Source organism: Nitratireductor pacificus pht-3B (genome assembly GCF_000300335.1).
Classification (GTDB): Bacteria; Pseudomonadota; Alphaproteobacteria; order Rhizobiales; family Rhizobiaceae; genus Nitratireductor; species Nitratireductor pacificus.
The window spans coordinates 144525-161416 of record NZ_AMRM01000009.1 but is presented as its reverse complement, the minus strand read 5'-3'; the positions used below and the strand labels follow the sequence as shown (position 1 = coordinate 161416).

The window sequence follows — 16892 nt, the reverse complement described above, 5'->3', positions numbered from 1 at the left end:
GGCAAGCCTTCCATTTCGCTCCGCTGAGGATGAAGACAATGACCAAAGCACGTACGCTCTACGACAAGATTTTCGACGACCACCTGGTCGATCAACAGGACGACGGCACCTGCCTGCTCTATATCGACCGGCATCTGGTGCACGAGGTCACGAGCCCGCAGGCCTTCGAGGGGCTGCGCATGGCCAGCCGCTCCGTCCGGCATCCCGAGAAGACGCTCGCCGTGGTCGACCACAACGTCCCGACCTCGCCCGACCGCAAGTTCGGCATCAAGAACGAGGAAAGCCGCATCCAGGTCGATGCGCTGGCGAAGAACGCCGCCGATTTCGGGATCGAATACTACGATGCCGCCGACGAGCGTCAGGGCATCGTGCACATCGTCGGCCCCGAGCAGGGCTTCACCCTGCCGGGCATGACCATTGTCTGCGGCGACAGCCACACCTCGACCCATGGCGCGTTCGGCGCGCTGGCGCATGGCATCGGCACCTCCGAGGTCGAGCATGTGCTGGCCACCCAGACGCTGATCCAGCGCCGCGCCAGGAACATGCTGATCCAGGTGGACGGCAAGCTGCCCGAGGGCGTGACGGCGAAGGACATCATCCTCGCCATCATCGGCGAGATCGGCACGGCCGGCGGCACCGGCCATGTGATGGAATATGCCGGCGAAGCGATCCGCGCGCTTTCCATGGAAGGCCGCATGACGGTCTGCAACATGTCGATCGAGGGAGGCGCGCGCGCCGGCCTGATCGCTCCGGACGAGACCACCTACGCCTATATCAACGGCCGCCCCAGGGCGCCGAAGGGAAAGGCCTGGGACATGGCGCGGGCCTATTGGGACACGCTGCACACGGACGAGGGCGCGCATTTCGACCGCGTGGTCAGGCTCGATGCCGCCAACCTGCCGCCCATCGTCACCTGGGGCTCCTCCCCCGAGGACGTCGTCTCGATCACCGGCGTTGTGCCCAATCCGGACGAGATCGCCGAGGAAACCAAGCGCCAGTCGAAGCAGCGGGCGCTCGAATATATGGGCCTGACGCCCGGAACCCGGATCACCGACATCGCGCTCGACCGGGTCTTCATCGGCTCCTGCACCAATGGCCGCATCGAGGACCTGCGCGAGGTGGCCAAGGTCGCCGAAGGCAGGAAGGTCAGCGAGCGGGTCAACGCGATGATCGTGCCCGGTTCCGGCCTGGTCAAGGCGCAGGCCGAGGCCGAGGGCCTGGACAAGATCTTCAAGGCCGCCGGTTTCGACTGGCGCGAGCCGGGCTGCTCCATGTGCCTGGCCATGAACGACGACCGGCTGAAGCCGGGCGAGCGCTGCGCCTCGACCTCGAACCGCAATTTCGAGGGCCGCCAGGGCTTCAAGGGCCGCACGCACCTCGTCTCGCCCGCCATGGCGGCGGCGGCGGCCATTGCCGGCCATTTCGTCGATATCCGCGAATGGCCGCGGGGCTGATCCCACGGCGTCTGGCGATCGGGCGGAAGCGCCCGACGCCCGCATAAACGCGGAAAATCAAAGAGATAGGCCGGTGCAGCGGTGTTGTGGAACGTTGAGCCGGTCTGATGCATGTCGCTTTCAAAGTGCTGCAGCGTCCTTTGCGCATCCTATAAGACGCGCGCGCTTTAGCAGGAAGGAATGGCTGCAACGGCCTCCGCCCCGAGCATCTCGCGGAGTCCGATCTCCCCGGTGAGGGGGAAGAAGCTTCCTCCAGCCGCCGTGCGCATATAGCTCCGTGCCGACACGCTCCCAGCGTCGAGCGGGCCATTGCGGCATCCGCCTCTGATCGCCACGCTCAACGTTCCCCTGCCTTTCGTCGTTCCGGCCGCCCGCGCCTCGCGCGCCCGGCGCTGGATGCGCTCGAAACGCGCCCGGTCTTCCGGCGCGATCGCCGCCATTAGGACATGATTGCCGGGCGCGACGGGCTGTTCGAAACGCTGGTTCGCGCCGACGCCGGAAACGGCAAGCACGAACGTCTCATCGAAAGTGTCGTCCGCTGCCAGCGCCATGCGCAGTTCCACGTCGCCATGCCGAAGGAGCAGGTTGCGGTCTGTCCTGACAGCGACCGCGACATCACGGGGATCCGCCGTCAACGGATCGAAGGTCGACAGTGCGTACAGCGCGCGCGGGCTGGTCGCCATGCAGCCCGAAAGCGTCATGGCGCAGAGCAAGGCGGCGGCGCGCAGATGGCCGGAAAAAATCGAGACAGGCATCGCTTGACCCTTCATGGAATGAATGATATCCGACGATTAATTACTGTAATATGATAATTTATTCAAGACAAAGGAGAATGAAATGCCCGATATGAACCGCCTGCGACGGCTCAGCCGCCTCATGCAAACCATCGTGATGGGATGCACCGCGCTGGTCCTGCTCGGCGTGGCGTGGGCTCTTGCGACCTCGTTCGTGCAGCCGACGGGCTTCGCGCATCTGGTTCGCGAGGGGCTTTCCATCACGGGCCCCATCGCCCTGACCTCGTCGTCGGTCGGCGTGACGGTGGTGCTGATCGCCGTTCAGCTCGGCTTCCTGCTCGCTGCGCTCTACTGCGTCTGGCGCATGTTCGGGGCGTTCGCCGCGGACGAACCCCTGTCCGGCGAATCTGCACGCTGGATGCGCCGTGCCGGCCTCGCCTTCGTCGCGGTGGCGAGCGGCAGCATCGTGCTGCGCGCCCTGATGGTGCTGGTCCTGACCCTCGGCAACCCGCCCGGCCAGAAGATGCTGGCGGTCGGATTCGGCAGCTCCGAGCTGCTGTCGCTGCTGATTGCAGGCATCATGTACATGACGAGCCATCTGATGGCCGTCGCCGCCGACGTGCGGGCGGACCAGCGGGGTTTCGTCTGACCCATGCCCATCATCATCAATCTCGATGTGATGCTGGCCCGCCGCAAGATGCGCTCGAAGGAGCTGGCGGAGCTGATCGGCATCACGGAGCAGAACGTCTCGCTGCTCAAGTCCGGCAAGGTGCGCGGCGTGCGCTTCGAGACGCTGGAGAAAATCTGCGAGGCGCTCGACTGCCAGCCCGGCGATATTCTCGAGTATCGCCCGGACGAAAGCTGACCTGCGGCTGGAAACTCAGTTCCGCGCCAGTTTCAGCGGACCCGTGGCGAGCCGGTAGTCCTTCATCTGCTCGGGCGTCAGGTAGTAGAGCGCGCGCGGCGGCGTATCGAGCGCGTGCAGCCACAGCGCCGGATCGACGCCCATCTCGGCCAGATGGCGGGAGATGCGGGCGGTGATCATCTGCGCGTCGGCCATGGCCTGTGCCGGATTGGCCAGTTCTTCCGCGGCATAGAACTGATGGACGCCGACGGCGGCCCGGTCGCCGGCCTCGCGCGTCACGCCGCCGGCGAAGATGAGCGGGCAGGAGGAGGCGCAGAGCGCGCCGTCCTCGATGCGGGTCGCGAGCGCCCGCTCGCGCACCAGCCGGGCCATCGCCATGGCGTCGTCCAGCGACCCGCCCGGCGAATTGAAGGACACGGTCGAGACATACTCGCCGCGCGCCTCGAGTTCGGCGGCGAAGCGGGCCGAGGCGCCGGGATCGATCGCCCCCTCGACAGACAGGATTCCGCCGGCCTCAAGGGTGAAGCGCACCGCGTTGCGCAGCGCCTCCCGGTCCGCGGTGACGAACTGCCGCGGATCGGCCGACTGCCGGCGCGCCTCCCCGCCATCGACGACCGGCGGCAGGACGGTCACGCTTTGCTCGAACGGCTGCGGGGCAGCCTTCGGCCACAGGCCTCCATTGCGGTCGACCAGCTCGCGCAGATCCATGCCGAGCACCGCCGCCGAACCGATCAGCACGCCGACGAAGGCGGCGCGGATCAGCGCGCCGTCGTCGAAACGGCTGACATAGCGGGCGAGCAGGTTGCGGCGCGGCTTTGCGTCGACGGAGGAGACGAGATGGTCGCTCATGGTTCGTGCCGTTTGCGGTCTGACAGGGACAATGGGGTGATGTTCTCGGCCGATGCCGGCGCTGCCTGCGGAAGTGCCTCCTCGGATGCATCCTCCGCGTCCTGCGCCGCCTTCTTGTGGGCGAGGATCATGTCGTGCAGCTCGAGCGAGCGCAGCATGTCGGCGGCGGTGATGCGGTCGGCGTCGGTCAGCCCCGCCTCACCGCGACGGATGGTGCCGTAGACCACCGCCATGATGCCCACCAGCACCGCCGGCAGAAGGTCGATGGAGATCGCGCCCGCCCAGCTCGGCAGGAAATTGCCGGCATAGCGCAGGACCGCCTCGGCCGAGGACAGCGGCACATAGCGCCGCTCGGCGACTTTCGGCTGCGCCAGGATCTCGCCTGCGGCATCCGACAGCGCCTTCGACTGGGTGGCGACCGAAGTGCGGACCGTTGCCATGACCGCGTCCTGGCGGTCGGCCAGATCGGCGGATCTGCCGTCGGCCACCGGCGCGATGAAGCCTGCCGACAGGTCGGCCGCCGCGCGGGCGACCGACGGCGCGATGGAGGTCTGCTCAAGGGATGCGACGACACCCGCCAAAGCCACCGCTTCCTCGGCGAAGCGATCGGAACGCGGCTGGATCGGTCCGGGCGCGGAGACCAGCGTGCGCATGGCGGCAAGCCGCTCCTGCCCGCGCTGGAACAGGTCGCCGACCGTCTCGCGCGAGTTCTGGATCGTGCTTTCCAGTTCGCGCATCTGTGCCGACATCTGTGTCAGGAGCTGCACGACGCTGCCCGAGCCGGAGGTGCCCGTCAGCGCGCCGGAATTGCGCTCGTCGTCGGCGAGGCGGGCGAAGCGCTCCGAGGCGCGCTGGATGTCCGGCAGCAGCGACAGCGCGCCGAGCGCGTTCGAATGTGCCTGGTCGAGATCGCCCGTATAGTCTTCCAGCGTTTCGGCGAGATGCTGCTCGACCGCCGCCGAACCGGCCAGCGCCGCGGCGTTGAGCCAGGAGGACATGGCGACGATCATCAGGCAGCCGATGGCCATCACGCCGAACAGGGCCATCCGCGACCCGGCGTCGCGCATCTCCGGCAGGAAGCGCAGGAGATAGGTCCAGAACCCGTAGATGCCGACGGAAACCGCCGCCGAATAGATCACGGCCGCGAAGAAGACGAGCGTCGCCGTTCCATCGAGAAGGCTGCGCACGCCGAGATAGGTGTAGACGCCGCTGGCCAGCGCCAGCGTGGCCAGCACGAAGCGGGTCATCGTCTGCATCTGCTCGACATGGGCGCGCAGGTTGCGGGCGGTTTCGGCCTCTCGGCTCATCACGTCTCCCGTCGCTCGATCTGGCTTTTGCGGCGGGCGATCAGTGGCAGGGGCCGGTCAGCACCGGCAGGACACCGTCGGGCAGGCCGTACATGTAGCTGCGCCCCTTGATGAGCACGCCCTGGCTGCACGGCTCCGCGCGGCGCAGATAAAGCTTGCCGCTCTCGCGCCGCAGATAGGCGACGCGCGGCGTCTCGATGCCGAGATCGGCATAGTCGTCGGCCATATGGCCCTTGCCGACCAGGATGCGCTTGTATCCCGCCCGGCTGTGGATCACCAGATTGCCGTAGGCGTCCGAATAGACGCGGCCGCCCTGGGCATCGCCGTAGCCGCCGGCCTGGGCCGGTACTGCGAAAGCGGCGGCAGCAAGCGCCGCAGCCACGAACAAGAACTTTAAAGGCATGGCGCGACAGCTCCTTATCGCTCACCGTGGCCCCCTCGGCCCATACATTAAGCCTTTCTTAACCTTTGTCACGGGGAGCATGGTCGACAAATATGGCGATTGACAGATGTGGTTAATTTCGGGGAAGGGTTGGCCATGGGCGAGAATCACCAGATCGACATCCAGCCGCTGCGCCTCCGGGACGCTCATGTCCTCGCGCCTCTGCTGGCCGCTTACACGCAATCGCTGAAGCGCGGCGCGCCGCGCCGGCCGGATGAGTTCTACGCCGAAACCCTGCTGCAGGACCGGGCCGTCGAGATGCTCGGCGCCTATCTGGACGGCCAGCTTGTCGGCTTCGCGCTGTTCTACGACCTGCCGGAGCCGGTGACGGGCATGCGCTACGGCATGATGGATCACCTCTACGTCCACCATGATCACCGCCGCAAGGGCATCGGCAAGGCCCTGGTCGACGTGGTGGCCGACCAGGCGGAGGAGCGCGGCTGGGCCCGCCTGACGCTCAATGCGCCGCGCCACCCGGAAGAGGGGCGCAAGCTCTACGAGCATGTGGCGGCGCCGGCCGACTGGACCGGCCACGTCATCCGCTTCGATGCGGGCTCCGACCGCTCCGGCGGCAATGGGCAATAGCGGCGCGATGGGCGCGCCGGGTCTTGGATCGTCGGCAGGGTCCCGTGGCATCTGCGCCGCGTCTCTGCTTCTGGCGCTGGCCGCCGGCTGCACCACCGCTTCCGCCCCGTCCGGCCAGGCCGGCAACGTCGCGGCGTTCAGCGGCCCCGTCACCTACAGCTGCGAGGACGACATGCGGATGACCGTCGAGCGCAACGGACCGCGCGTCAGCGTTCACAGCCCGCGCGGACTGGACCTCGACCTGCCCGCGTCGCCGCCCGGACAGGACGCCCGTTTCGGCGAGGCGCTCTATGCGGTCGTCCTCGAGGGAAAAGAGGCGCTGTGGATGGTGAACGGCAAGACGCCGATCAGCTGCACCCGCTGATCTGGACGGCGAAACCGGAAAACGATCGCTTCAATCGTTTGAAGCCGATGAGGCGCTTTCCCGGCCTGTCCTGCAGGGGGTTAAATATCGACGCCGGAACGCTTTTGCGGCTTTGACGCACTGCAAAAACCGCATTAGAAAGCGACTGTCGGAGGGTCCGGGCCGAGCGTCGCAACCGCGACACGGACCGGGCCGTGCCGCTGGATCGCCGCGTGTCCGTCCGGACGCGCGAGGACGATCTGAACTATTGACGGAGCATCGGAACCACCGGGAACCGGAGTCCATCTTTCGGTCCGATGCTCTAGAGAATTGGGGAAGCCATGAGCAAATCCAGCACAATCCACGCCAGACCGCTTTCGCCGCACCTGCAAGTCTACCGCCTGATCCCGACCATGCTGATGTCGATCGTCCATCGCATCACGGGTTCAGCCCTGTATTTCGGCATCGTCCTTTTCGTCGCCTGGCTGGCGGCCGCGGCGATCTCGAAGGAAGCGTTCGAGATGGTCAACGGCATCTACGGTTCTTGGTTCGGCCGGCTGGTCCTGTTCGGCTTCACCTGGGCGCTCGTGCACCACATGCTGGGCGGCCTGCGCCATCTCGTCTGGGACACCGGCCGCGGCCTGGAGAAGGCGACGGCCACGAAGATGGCCAAGGCGACGCTCGCCGGCTCGATCATCCTGACCGTCCTTCTGTGGATCGCCGGCTACGCCGTGCGCGGAGGATTGTGATCATGAGCGACATGCGCACACCCCTGAACCGCGTCCGCGGCCTTGGCTCGGCCAAGGAAGGCACGGGCCATTTCTGGCACCAGCGGCTGACGGCGATCGCCAACATCCCGCTCCTGATCTTCTTCATCGGCTTCGTCATCGTCTACAACGGCGCGCCCTATGAGGCCGTCCGCGCCGCGCTCGCCAACCCGGTCATCACGCTGCTTCTCGCCTTCGCGCTCCTGTCGGTGCTGTATCACATGAAGCTCGGCATGCAGGTGGTCATCGAGGACTATGTGCATGGCGAGGGCGCCAAGATCGCGCTGCTGATCCTCAACATCTTCTTTCCCCTCGTTCTGGGCGCGGTCTCCCTCTACGCCCTCCTGAAAATCTCCTTCGGAGGCTGAACCTGGTAATGACAAAGGCAAACGATCAAAAGGCGGCTGACGCCTATACCTATGTCGACCACAAATTCGATGTCGTCGTCGTCGGCGCCGGCGGCGCGGGCCTGCGCGCCACGCTCGGCATGGCCGAGCAGGGCCTGAAGACGGCCTGCATCACCAAGGTCTTCCCGACCCGCTCGCACACGGTTGCGGCGCAGGGCGGCATCGCCGCCTCGCTCCGGAACATGGGCCCCGACCACTGGCAGTGGCACCTCTACGACACGGTGAAGGGGTCCGACTGGCTGGGCGATGTCGATGCCATGGAGTATCTGGCGCGCGAGGCCCCGGCGGCGGTCTACGAGCTGGAGCACTACGGCGTGCCCTTCTCGCGCACCGAGGACGGCCGCATCTACCAGCGCCCGTTCGGCGGCCACATGCAGAATTTCGGCGACGGCCCGCCCGTGCAGCGCACCTGCGCGGCGGCCGACCGCACCGGCCACGCCATCCTGCACACGCTCTACGGCCAGTCGGTCAAGAACCATGCGCAGTTCTTCATCGAGTATTTCGCCCTCGACCTGATCATGACCGACGGAGTCTGCACCGGCGTCGTGGCATGGAACCTCGAGGACGGCACGATCCACCGCTTCTCCGCCAAGATGGTGGTGCTGGCGACGGGCGGCTACGGCCGCGCCTATTTCTCCTGCACCTCGGCGCACACCTGCACCGGCGACGGCAACGGCATGGTCGCCCGCGCCGGGCTGCCGCTGCAGGACATGGAGTTCGTGCAGTTCCATCCGACCGGCATCTACGGTGCGGGCTGCCTGATCACCGAGGGCGTGCGCGGCGAGGGCGGTTACCTGGTCAACTCCGAGGGCGAGCGCTTCATGGAGCGCTATGCGCCGTCGGCCAAGGACCTCGCCTCGCGCGACGTCGTCTCGCGCTGCATGACCATCGAGATCCGCGAGGGACGCGGCGTCGGCAAGAACAAGGACCACATCTTCCTGCATCTCGACCATCTCGACCCGGCGGTGATCCACGAACGTCTGCCCGGCATCGCTGAATCGGCAAAAATCTTCGCCGGCGTCGACGTGACGCGCGAGCCGATCCCGGTCCTGCCGACCGTGCACTACAACATGGGCGGCATCCCAACGAACTACTGGGGCGAGGTGCTGAACCCGACCAAGGAGAACCCGGATGCGGTGGCGCCCGGCCTGATGGCCGTCGGCGAAGCGGCCTGCGCCTCGGTGCACGGCGCCAACCGTCTGGGCTCCAACTCGCTGATCGACCTCGTGGTCTTCGGCCGCGCCGCCGCGATCCGCGCCGGCGAGGTGGTCGACCGGGAGGCGGCGATCCCGGCGCTCAACGAGGCCGCCTGCGACAAGATCATGGAGCGCTTCGACCGCATCCGCCACGCCAGCGGCGGGACACCCACCGCGGCGCTGCGCGAGAAGATGCAGCGCGCCATGCAGGAGGACGCCGCCGTGTTCCGCACGCAGGAATCGCTGGAGCAGGGCTGCAAGCGCATCTCCGAGGTCTGGAACGAGCTTCCCGACATCCAGGTCACCGACCGTTCGCTGATCTGGAACTCCGACCTGATGGAGACGCTGGAGCTGGAGAACCTGATGATCAACGCGATCACCACGGTTTACGCGGCCGAGGCGCGCAAGGAGAGCCGCGGCGCGCACGCGCGTGAGGATTTCTCCGAGCGTGACGACAAGAACTGGCGCGAGCACACGCTCTCGCATGTGGACGCCAAGGGCAAGGTCACGCTCAGCTACCGTCCCGTCCATACCGAGCCGCTGCTGAAAGAAGAGGACGGCGGCATTGACCTGAAGAAAATCGCGCCCAAGGCGCGGGTTTACTGAGCCGAGGAAGTCATGGTCGAAATCACCCTTCCCAAGAATTCCAAGGTCCAGCAGGGCAAGATCTGGCCGAAGCCCGAGGGCGCGAAGAACCTGCGCGAATACAAGGTCTATCGCTGGTCTCCGGACGACGGCGACAATCCCCGCGTCGATACCTATTACATCGACATGGACGATTGCGGGCCGATGGTGCTCGACGGCCTGATCTACATCAAGAACAAGATCGACCCGACGCTGACCTTCCGCCGCTCGTGCCGCGAGGGCATCTGCGGCTCCTGCGCGATGAACATCGACGGCACCAACACGCTCGCCTGCACCAAGGGCATGGACGAGATCAACGCCTCGGTGAAGATCTATCCCCTGCCGCACATGCCGGTGGTGAAGGATCTGGTGCCGGACCTTTCCGTACCCTATGCCCAGCTTTCCTCGATCGAACCCTGGCTGCAGACCGTGACGCCGGAACCGGCGACCGAGTGGAAGCAGAGTCACGAGGACCGCACCAAGCTCGACGGGCTTTACGAGTGCATCCTGTGCTTCTGCTGCCAGACCTCCTGCCCGAGCTACTGGTGGAACGGCGAGCGCTATCTCGGCCCCGCCGTGCTTCTGCAGGCCTATCGCTGGCTGATCGACAGCAGGGACGAGGCGACCGGCGAGCGGCTGGACAATCTGGAAGACCCCTTCCGGCTCTACCGCTGCCACACCATCATGAACTGCACCCAGGCCTGCCCGAAGGGGTTGAACCCGGCCAAGGCCATCGCCAACATCAAGAAGATGATGGTCGAGCGGCGGGTCTGATCCCATCTCCCTGCTCCCGGGGACGGAGAGGGATCCTCGCAGCAATGGATCGCGGGCCGGCTTTGCCGGCTCGTCCCTGTTTGTGCCCTCCGCAGCGCGTCAGGCGGCGCGCGGCCAACGGGGGTGCAGATCGTCGATCACGTAGGCGTGACGGTGCGCCCCGTCGGTCCCATGCGCGCGCAGGTGCGGGTGGGCAGGATCGAGTTCCGGATGCTCATGCGGGATTTCCGGCGTCTCCCCGGCGGGCCAGAGCCTGATGGCCAGCACAACCGCAACCGCGCTCACCACCGACATCACGAGGAACGTGACTTCAAGCCCGAGGCTGGCGCCGAGGCGGCCCGCAAGCGGATAGCAGACGAGCCAGCAGGCATGGGAAAGAGCGAACTGCGCGGCAAAGATCGCCGGCCGGTCCTCAGGTCGCGCCGAGCGCCGAAGCAGTCGGCCGGACGGCGTTTGCGCCGTGCTGTAAGCCACTCCGAGAAACAGCCAGAGCGGCAGCAGCGTGGCGAAGCCATCGATCGCGGAGCCGATCACCATTCCCGCAACGAGCGCGGCAGCGCCGGCGATCATCACCAGCCGATCCTCAACCCTGTCCAGCAGCCGCGGCAGCGCCAGTGCTGCCAGCATCGATCCGCTGCCGAAGGCAGCGAAGGCCCATGCGACCTCGACTTCACCAAGGCCGAAGCGAGCCTGCACGATGACCACCGTGTTCACGATCACCATCGCGCCGGCAGCCGCCACGGCGAGGCAGATCGCCAGCAGCCCGCGCAGCCTGGGTGTGGCGAGATAGATCCGCATGCCGCGTGTCGTGCGCTCGGCAAAGCCGCCGCGCCTCGCAGCGCTCGTCACGGGAAGCGTGATGCTGACGATCAGCGCGGCGGAGATCAGGAAGCCTGCGACCGTCCCCGCAAACAGATAGTGGAATCCGATAACGGTCAGGAGCGCCGCCGCGAGCATCGGCGAAATGAGATTCTCGAGATCGTACGCCAAGCGCGACAGGGAAAGGGCGCGGGTATAGTCCTTTTCATCCGGGAGGATATCGGGAATGACCGCCTGAAAGCTCGGGGTGAAACTTGCCGAGGCCACCTGCAGCAGGAAGATCAGGGCGTAGATCTGCCAGACTTCCGTGATGAAGGGCAGTGACAGGGCGACGGCCGCGCGAGCAAGATCGAGCGACACGAGAAGCGAACGACGGGGTAGATTGTCGGCCAGTGCCTGCGCCACAGGAGCGACACCGACATATGCGATCATCTTGATGGCAAGTGCGGTGCCCAGCACAGCGCCCGCATTGGCACCGGCGATGTCATAGGCCAGAAGGCCGAGCGCGACGGTCATCAGCCCCGTGCCCAGCAGCGCGATCACTTGCGCGGCAAACAGCCGGCTGTAGGTCCTGTTTCTGAGAATATCGAGCATCGCCCATCACGCACATATCGTTTCGTGCGGAAGTCTGCCCACCTATCGGCCATGAGTCCATGGGTGACCTGACGGCCCGATGGATCTTCCCTCACGCAAGCGTGTAACAGCTTGATTTGAATTCACTGCCCCGCAGGGTAGGTCTCTCCTGAACACAGGAGAGACCCTTATGACGCGACGTTCGTTCCTGGCTGCAGCGTTTTCCTCCGCCATCCTCGCGGGCGGCACACAACCTTCCCTTGCCGAAATCAGATCGGCCATCTTCGCCGGCGGCTGCTTCTGGTGCGTAGAGGCGGATTTCGACAAGGTTCCGGGGGTGGTCTCGACGGTCTCCGGCTATGCCGGCGGCGCGACGCAGAACCCCACCTATCGCAACTATTCGTCGGGCGGCCACCGCGAAGTGGTGAAGATCGATTTCGACGATTCGAAAGTGAGCTACGAGCGCCTGGCCGAGATCTTCTTCCGGACCGTCGATCCGACCGACGCCGGCGGCCAGTTCTGCGACCGGGGCGAAAGCTACTCGACCGCAATCTACGCCCTGGACGACGCGCAGAAGACAGCGGCCGAGAAGGCGAAAAGCGATGCCGACGCGGCGCTCAGCGGCAAGGTGGTGACGCCGGTGCTGCCGGCCGCGACCTTCTGGCCGGCGGAAGACTACCACCAGGACTATTACCGGAGCGACGAGCGCATCCTTTCCCGCTTCGGGCTGGTGAAGAAGAAGGACGCCTACAAGGGATACCGCCAGGGCTGCGGCCGCGACGCGCGGGTCCGCCAGGTCTGGGGCGAAGCGGCCTTCACCGGCATAGGGAAGTAGCCGCGGCGGCTTTGCTGCTGATTGGCCCTTGAGGCATGGATCCTCGGATCGGGCCCCGAGGATGACGAGCGGCAGGAGGTGATGATGTCAATCGCCGAGGCGGGAGACCTGCGCCACCCTTTCCCACAATTCGTCATGCCCGGCCCGCGAGCCGGGCATCCATGCCTGAACCACCGATCCGCAGGCGGCGGCTCTCGCCCCCCCCACACACCTACCGCCTTGCGGCGATGCGTTCGTCGGCGATCTCGGACGCGATGTCGTTGGTCGGGCGGTTCTGTTCCTCGGCGCGCCGGAAGATGTCGGCCAGCGTGTCGGGGATCTTCGCAACCTTCTCCATGGTTGCATCCCGGTCATAGCCGCCGGGCGCCAGCTCCGCCGCGACGTTCAGCAGGCCGCCCGCATTGATGACGTAGTCCGGCGCGTAGAGAACGCCGCGTTCCATCAGCAGCCGCGCGTCCTCGTGCCTCGCGAGCTGGTTGTTGGCGGCGCCTGCCACGATCTTCGCGCCGAGCGCGGGAATCGTTTCGGCGGAAAGGACACCGCCCAGCGCACAGGGCGCGAAGACCTGCGCCGGCACCGGGAGAATGGCATCGGTCGCGACGCCCGTCGCGCCGAAGGCCTCCACCGCCTGGCGGATGCGCGCATCGTCGATATCGGTCACGGTCAGCCGCGCGCCCTCGGCGGCAAGCTTCTCGCAGAGCGTCCAGCCGACCGAGCCGAGGCCCTGCACCGCCACATGCACCCCCTCGAGCCTGTCGATGCCGCGATGCTTCAGCGCCGCCTTCACCCCGAGAAACACGCCATGGGCGGTGACGGGCGAGGGATTGCCGCTGCCGCCGACCGTGGTGCCGGTGACGTTGGGCGTCCGGGCGCGCAGGAAATCGGCGTCGGCGACGGTGAAGCCGACATCCTCGCCCGTGTAGTACTGCCCGTCGAGCGCGGCCAGCATCTCCGCATAGGCTTCCAGCAGGGCCGGGGTCTTGTCGGTCTTCGAGTTGGCAATGATCAGCGCCTTGCCGCCGCCGAAATCCATCCCGGCGATGGCCGACTTGAAGGTCATGCCGCGCGACAGGCGCAGCACGTCGGTGAGCGCCGCCTCGAAGGTCTCGTGCGGCCACACGCGGGTGCCGCCGAGGCCGGGGCCGAGCGCCGTGTTGTGAATGGCGACGATGGCGTTCAGGCCGCGCACCGTATCGCGCCCGTGCCAGACGCGCTCGTGATTGTCGAACGCGTCCAGCCCGGCGGCATCGGCGGTGATGTCGGTGATCGTCAGCGTGGTGTTTTCCACCGGAACCCTGACGGTTCGCGGCGCGTGGGTCTGCAGCATGCCATTCCTCCCGAACGACTTGTTTCGTAAGGGAATTTTAGCTGCATCGCGCGGTTTTTGGTTGCGAAGTCTGCCCATCGAACGACCTTCCATTGCGCCGGCCGACGGATTTCATCGCAAATCTGTCGTCAGCCGTATCTGGCGTCCAGCGTGATCTCGATCGCGCCGAGCGCCTTTGAAACCGGGCACGAGGCCTTGGCCTTGTTGGCGACCTCGAGAAACTTGTCCTCCGCGAGGCCCGGCACCTTGCCGACCAGCGTCAGCGCGCTCTTCACGATCTCGAAGCCGCCGCCCTCAGCCGGCTGGAGCGAGACGTCGGCGCGCACGTCCAGCTTTTCGGCCGGCGTTCCGCCTTCGGCCAGCATGTGCGAGAGCTGCATGGCAAAGCAGCCGGCATGGGCACCGGCGATCAGCTCCTCGGGATTGGTGCCGGATGTCCCGCTCTCGTCCTTGAAGCGGGCCTTGAAGCCCAGCGGCAGGCCCTTCAGCGCCCCGCTCTGCGTGTCGAGGCTGCCCGCGCCCTCTACCAGGGAACCCTTCCAAGTGACGTTCGCATGCCGTTCGGTAGCCATGGTCTTCTCCATTCTGGAAATAGTGTCTTCGGGATAAAAGTCAGGGTCAGGGCCCGTTAATCTTGCTTGATCGGCCTTGCCCCTAGATGGCCTCGCCCCGCAACAGGCGCGGCGTTCCGGCCGACAGGCCCGAGGCCTGCTGGATGAAGTAACGCTTCATGCCCGGCATTCGTTCAACCAGTCCGAGGCCGAAATCGCGCAGGGCTCGCACGGGCATGAGATCGTTGGAGAAAAGCCGGTTCAGCACATCGGTCGTGACGCCCATCTGCACCGTGTCGAAGCGCCGCCAGCGTTCGTAGCGCTGCAGCACGTTGAGCGCGCCGATATCCTCGCCGAGCCGCTCCGCCTCGACGATCACCTCGGCCAGCGCGGCGGCATCCTTGAATCCGAGATTGAGGCCCTGTCCGGCGATCGGATGGATGCCGTGGGCCGCGTCGCCCGCCAGCGCGAAGCGCGGCTTGACGAAGTCGCGCGCCAGCGTCAGGCCGAGCGGCCAGGCGCGGCGCTGGCCCTCGACGCGGATCTCACCGAGCTTGAGGCCGAAGCGCAGTTCCAGCTCCTGCTCGAAGACGAGGTCGTCTTCCTTCACCAGCCGTTCCGCGTCGGCGGTGCGCTCGGTCCAGACGATGGACGAGCGGTTGCCCTTGAGCGGCAGGGTGGCGAAGGGGCCGGCAGGCAGGAAATGCTCTTCCGCCCGGCCATGATGCGGGCGCTCATGCGCCACGGTGCAGACGATGCCGGACTGCCCGTATTCCCAGTGGACGGTCTTGATGCCGGCCATCTCGCGCAGGCGTGAGCGGACGCCGTCGGCGGCGACCAGCAGGCGGGCACGGTACCGGGTTCCATCGCCCAGATGCGCCTCCACATGCCCGCCGGCATCGATGAAGCTCTCGACGGCGACGCCCTCGATGATCTCGATGCCGCACTCGGCCGCGCGCGCACGCAGCGCGCCGTTCAGGTTGCGGTTCATCACCATGTGGGCGAACGGCTCGCCCTCCTCCGCCTCGCCGCCGAAGGTGAGGAAGACCGGGCGCACGGGATCGGCGGTGCGCGAATCGGTGATCACCATTTCCGTGATGGGCTGCGCCTCGGGTTCGATCTCCTGCCAGCAATCCAGCCGCTGCAGCATGCGGCAGGCGGCGGCGGCAATGGCGGAAGCGCGGCCGTCCCGCTGCCAGACGCCTTCCGGCGCGGCATCCACCACCGCGATGCGCAGCCGCGGATGCGACCTGGCGATGGAGACGGCGGTGGCGAGACCCACATAGCCGGCGCCGGCGATCAGGATGTCCACCGCGCGCGCGGCGCCGTCCCTTGTGCCCGTAGTCTTGGCCATGACGATTCGCTCCTGTTCTCTCTACAACCTTGCGCCGACCGGCGGCCCTACCTTGACTTGACGCCCGCCATCGTCTTGGAAACCAGCAGCGCGCACAGGATAGTCGCCGGAGGGGACCCTTTTATGTCGGCCATGCAAGACCTTCTCGCCATACTCGATCTTGAGCAGTTGGAACACAATCTGTTTCGTGGTCGCAGTCCGCAGTCGGCCTGGCAGCGCGTCTTCGGTGGGCAGGTGATCGGCCAGGCGCTGGTCGCGGCGCAGCGCACGGTGGACGCGGAGCGGCACGTGCATTCGCTGCACTGCTATTTCATGCGGCCGGGCGACCCGGCGGTGCCGATCATCTACGAGGTGGACCGCATCCGCGACGGCGGCAGCTTCACTACGCGGCGCGTCGTCGCCATCCAGCACGGCCACGCGATCTTCTCGCTGTCCACCTCCTTCCAGAAGGAGGAACCCGGCCTCGATCACCAACTTCCGATGCCGCGGGACGTCACCCCGCCGGAGAACCTGCGGACCCAGCGTGAGTTTCTCGAGGAGTTCGGCGACCGGGTGCCGGAGAACATCCGCCGCTACTGGGCGCGCGAAAGGCCGATCGAGGTGCGCCCGGTCATCATCGAGCACTACACCAGCCGCGACAAGCTGCCGCCGCGCCAGGACGTGTGGATCCGCACCACCGGCCCGGTGCCGGACGACCGCGCATTGCAGGCGGCGGTGCTGGCCTATCTGTCGGACATGACGCTGCTCGACACCTCGACCTTCGCGCATGGCCGCAATGGCTTCGACCCGGACATCCAGATGGCCAGCCTCGACCATGCCATGTGGTTCCACCGGTCGCACAGGCTGGACGACTGGCTGCTCTACACGCAGGACAGCCCCTCGGCGCAGGGCGCGCGCGGCTTCTCGCGCGGCAGCCTTTACGGACGCGACGGAACGCTGGTCGCCTCGGTGGCGCAGGAAGGCCTGGTGCGCTTGCGCACAAAATAGGCAATTGCCGATATTTGCTTAAGAATTAGACAGCCGTCGATTGCAACGCAACCGGGATCGCACCGGGATTGCGCGAAAATACCATTTAAAACAACGACA

The 16892-nt window shown here is 66.4% G+C and carries 19 protein-coding genes; 11 read left to right on the top strand and 8 right to left on the bottom strand.

Annotated elements, in window-relative coordinates; translation table 11 throughout:
- Nucleotides 1-38 precede the first annotated feature (38 nt).
- Nucleotides 39-1454, top strand: a complete 1416-nt coding sequence (gene leuC / locus NA2_RS10195) for a 3-isopropylmalate dehydratase large subunit (RefSeq protein WP_008596633.1) — start codon at nt 39-41, stop codon at nt 1452-1454.
- A 167-nt stretch (nt 1455-1621) separates the two neighbouring features.
- Here the strand turns inward: leuC and NA2_RS10190 are convergent, their stop codons facing one another.
- Entirely contained in the window at nt 1622-2209 is a 588-nt protein-coding gene (locus NA2_RS10190; protein ID WP_008596632.1) for a hypothetical protein, read from the bottom strand.
- A gap of 82 nt (nt 2210-2291) precedes the next feature.
- Between NA2_RS10190 and NA2_RS10185 the strand changes: the two genes are divergently transcribed.
- A complete protein-coding gene (locus NA2_RS10185; protein WP_008596630.1) occupies nt 2292-2837 on the top strand; it encodes a DUF2975 domain-containing protein in 546 nt (181 codons plus the stop codon).
- Between the two features lie 3 nt (nt 2838-2840).
- Nucleotides 2841-3053, top strand: coding sequence for a helix-turn-helix domain-containing protein (locus NA2_RS10180; RefSeq protein WP_008596628.1), 213 nt, complete (start codon nt 2841-2843; stop codon nt 3051-3053).
- 15 nt (nt 3054-3068) lie between these two features.
- On the opposite strand, the gene NA2_RS10175 is transcribed toward NA2_RS10180, so the two are convergent.
- Genes NA2_RS10175 through NA2_RS10165 form a run of 3 tightly spaced genes read right to left on the bottom strand, consistent with a single transcriptional unit; the run spans nt 3069 to nt 5612 of the window.
- Nucleotides 3069-3902, bottom strand: coding sequence for a COG3904 family protein (locus tag NA2_RS10175; protein ID WP_008596627.1), 834 nt, complete (start codon nt 3900-3902; stop codon nt 3069-3071).
- Nucleotides 3899-5209 carry a hypothetical protein gene (locus tag NA2_RS10170; RefSeq protein ID WP_008596625.1) on the bottom strand — a complete coding sequence of 437 codons (1311 nt, stop codon included), beginning with the start codon at nt 5207-5209 and terminating at the stop codon, nt 3899-3901. Before NA2_RS10170 ends, NA2_RS10175 begins: the two co-directional genes overlap by 4 nt.
- A gap of 40 nt (nt 5210-5249) precedes the next feature.
- Nucleotides 5250-5612 (bottom strand): hypothetical protein, encoded by a 363-nt coding sequence (locus tag NA2_RS10165; RefSeq protein WP_008596623.1) that lies wholly within the window; start codon nt 5610-5612, stop codon nt 5250-5252.
- 135 nt (nt 5613-5747) lie between these two features.
- On the opposite strand from NA2_RS10165, the gene NA2_RS10160 reads away from it, so the two are divergent.
- From NA2_RS10160 to NA2_RS10135, 6 genes are all read left to right on the top strand, one after another.
- Nucleotides 5748-6236 (top strand): GNAT family N-acetyltransferase, encoded by a 489-nt coding sequence (locus NA2_RS10160; RefSeq protein ID WP_008596621.1) that lies wholly within the window; start codon nt 5748-5750, stop codon nt 6234-6236.
- Nucleotides 6226-6600, top strand: coding sequence for a hypothetical protein (locus tag NA2_RS10155; RefSeq protein WP_244423622.1), 375 nt, complete (start codon nt 6226-6228; stop codon nt 6598-6600). Before NA2_RS10160 ends, NA2_RS10155 begins: the two co-directional genes overlap by 11 nt.
- Nucleotides 6601-6920: 320 nt before the next feature.
- The gene (sdhC, locus tag NA2_RS10150) at nt 6921-7328 is read left to right on the top strand and encodes a succinate dehydrogenase, cytochrome b556 subunit (RefSeq protein ID WP_008596619.1); all 408 of its coding nucleotides are present in this window, start codon (nt 6921-6923) and stop codon (nt 7326-7328) included.
- A gap of 2 nt (nt 7329-7330) precedes the next feature.
- The gene (gene sdhD / locus NA2_RS10145) at nt 7331-7714 is read left to right on the top strand and encodes a succinate dehydrogenase, hydrophobic membrane anchor protein (protein WP_008596618.1); all 384 of its coding nucleotides are present in this window, start codon (nt 7331-7333) and stop codon (nt 7712-7714) included.
- Between the two features lie 8 nt (nt 7715-7722).
- Nucleotides 7723-9555: a succinate dehydrogenase flavoprotein subunit gene (sdhA, locus tag NA2_RS10140; protein WP_008596617.1), complete on the top strand. Its 1833-nt coding sequence runs from the start codon at nt 7723-7725 to the stop codon at nt 9553-9555.
- Between the two features lie 12 nt (nt 9556-9567).
- A complete protein-coding gene (locus NA2_RS10135) occupies nt 9568-10347 on the top strand; it encodes a succinate dehydrogenase iron-sulfur subunit (protein WP_008596616.1) in 780 nt (259 codons plus the stop codon).
- A gap of 99 nt (nt 10348-10446) precedes the next feature.
- Here the strand turns inward: NA2_RS10135 and NA2_RS10130 are convergent, their stop codons facing one another.
- A complete protein-coding gene (locus NA2_RS10130; protein WP_008596614.1) occupies nt 10447-11760 on the bottom strand; it encodes an MFS transporter in 1314 nt (437 codons plus the stop codon).
- 169 nt (nt 11761-11929) lie between these two features.
- Here NA2_RS10130 and msrA point away from each other — a divergent pair, with 169 nt between their 5' ends.
- A complete protein-coding gene (gene msrA / locus NA2_RS10125; protein WP_008596612.1) occupies nt 11930-12574 on the top strand; it encodes a peptide-methionine (S)-S-oxide reductase MsrA in 645 nt (214 codons plus the stop codon).
- 211 nt (nt 12575-12785) lie between these two features.
- Here the strand turns inward: msrA and NA2_RS10120 are convergent, their stop codons facing one another.
- The 3 genes from NA2_RS10120 to NA2_RS10110 form a co-directional block, all read right to left on the bottom strand.
- A complete protein-coding gene (locus NA2_RS10120; protein WP_008596611.1) occupies nt 12786-13901 on the bottom strand; it encodes a Glu/Leu/Phe/Val family dehydrogenase in 1116 nt (371 codons plus the stop codon).
- Between the two features lie 128 nt (nt 13902-14029).
- The gene (locus tag NA2_RS10115) at nt 14030-14473 is read right to left on the bottom strand and encodes an OsmC family protein (RefSeq protein ID WP_040677448.1); all 444 of its coding nucleotides are present in this window, start codon (nt 14471-14473) and stop codon (nt 14030-14032) included.
- Between the two features lie 82 nt (nt 14474-14555).
- The gene (locus NA2_RS10110) at nt 14556-15806 is read right to left on the bottom strand and encodes a ubiquinone biosynthesis hydroxylase (protein WP_008596608.1); all 1251 of its coding nucleotides are present in this window, start codon (nt 15804-15806) and stop codon (nt 14556-14558) included.
- Between the two features lie 123 nt (nt 15807-15929).
- Between NA2_RS10110 and tesB the strand changes: the two genes are divergently transcribed.
- The gene (gene tesB / locus NA2_RS10105; protein WP_008596607.1) at nt 15930-16793 is read left to right on the top strand and encodes an acyl-CoA thioesterase II; all 864 of its coding nucleotides are present in this window, start codon (nt 15930-15932) and stop codon (nt 16791-16793) included.
- The last annotated feature ends 99 nt before the right edge of the window (nt 16794-16892 follow it).

Bases quoted from the DNA above. Each gene is read 5' to 3' on its own strand.
- leuC (WP_008596633.1), top strand. From the start codon at position 39: ATGACCAAAGCACGTACGCTCTACGACAAGATTTTCGACGACCACCTG.
- NA2_RS10190 (WP_008596632.1), bottom strand. From the start codon at position 2,209: ATGCCTGTCTCGATTTTTTCCGGCCATCTGCGCGCCGCCGCCTTGCTC.
- NA2_RS10185 (WP_008596630.1), top strand. From the start codon at position 2,292: ATGCCCGATATGAACCGCCTGCGACGGCTCAGCCGCCTCATGCAAACC.
- NA2_RS10180 (WP_008596628.1), top strand. From the start codon at position 2,841: ATGCCCATCATCATCAATCTCGATGTGATGCTGGCCCGCCGCAAGATG.
- NA2_RS10175 (WP_008596627.1), bottom strand. From the start codon at position 3,902: ATGAGCGACCATCTCGTCTCCTCCGTCGACGCAAAGCCGCGCCGCAAC.
- NA2_RS10170 (WP_008596625.1), bottom strand. From the start codon at position 5,209: ATGAGCCGAGAGGCCGAAACCGCCCGCAACCTGCGCGCCCATGTCGAG.
- NA2_RS10165 (WP_008596623.1), bottom strand. From the start codon at position 5,612: ATGCCTTTAAAGTTCTTGTTCGTGGCTGCGGCGCTTGCTGCCGCCGCT.
- NA2_RS10160 (WP_008596621.1), top strand. From the start codon at position 5,748: ATGGGCGAGAATCACCAGATCGACATCCAGCCGCTGCGCCTCCGGGAC.
- NA2_RS10155 (WP_244423622.1), top strand. From the start codon at position 6,226: ATGGGCAATAGCGGCGCGATGGGCGCGCCGGGTCTTGGATCGTCGGCA.
- sdhC (WP_008596619.1), top strand. From the start codon at position 6,921: ATGAGCAAATCCAGCACAATCCACGCCAGACCGCTTTCGCCGCACCTG.
- sdhD (WP_008596618.1), top strand. From the start codon at position 7,331: ATGAGCGACATGCGCACACCCCTGAACCGCGTCCGCGGCCTTGGCTCG.
- sdhA (WP_008596617.1), top strand. From the start codon at position 7,723: ATGACAAAGGCAAACGATCAAAAGGCGGCTGACGCCTATACCTATGTC.
- NA2_RS10135 (WP_008596616.1), top strand. From the start codon at position 9,568: ATGGTCGAAATCACCCTTCCCAAGAATTCCAAGGTCCAGCAGGGCAAG.
- NA2_RS10130 (WP_008596614.1), bottom strand. From the start codon at position 11,760: ATGCTCGATATTCTCAGAAACAGGACCTACAGCCGGCTGTTTGCCGCG.
- msrA (WP_008596612.1), top strand. From the start codon at position 11,930: ATGACGCGACGTTCGTTCCTGGCTGCAGCGTTTTCCTCCGCCATCCTC.
- NA2_RS10120 (WP_008596611.1), bottom strand. From the start codon at position 13,901: ATGCTGCAGACCCACGCGCCGCGAACCGTCAGGGTTCCGGTGGAAAAC.
- NA2_RS10115 (WP_040677448.1), bottom strand. From the start codon at position 14,473: ATGGCTACCGAACGGCATGCGAACGTCACTTGGAAGGGTTCCCTGGTA.
- NA2_RS10110 (WP_008596608.1), bottom strand. From the start codon at position 15,806: ATGGCCAAGACTACGGGCACAAGGGACGGCGCCGCGCGCGCGGTGGAC.
- tesB (WP_008596607.1), top strand. From the start codon at position 15,930: ATGTCGGCCATGCAAGACCTTCTCGCCATACTCGATCTTGAGCAGTTG.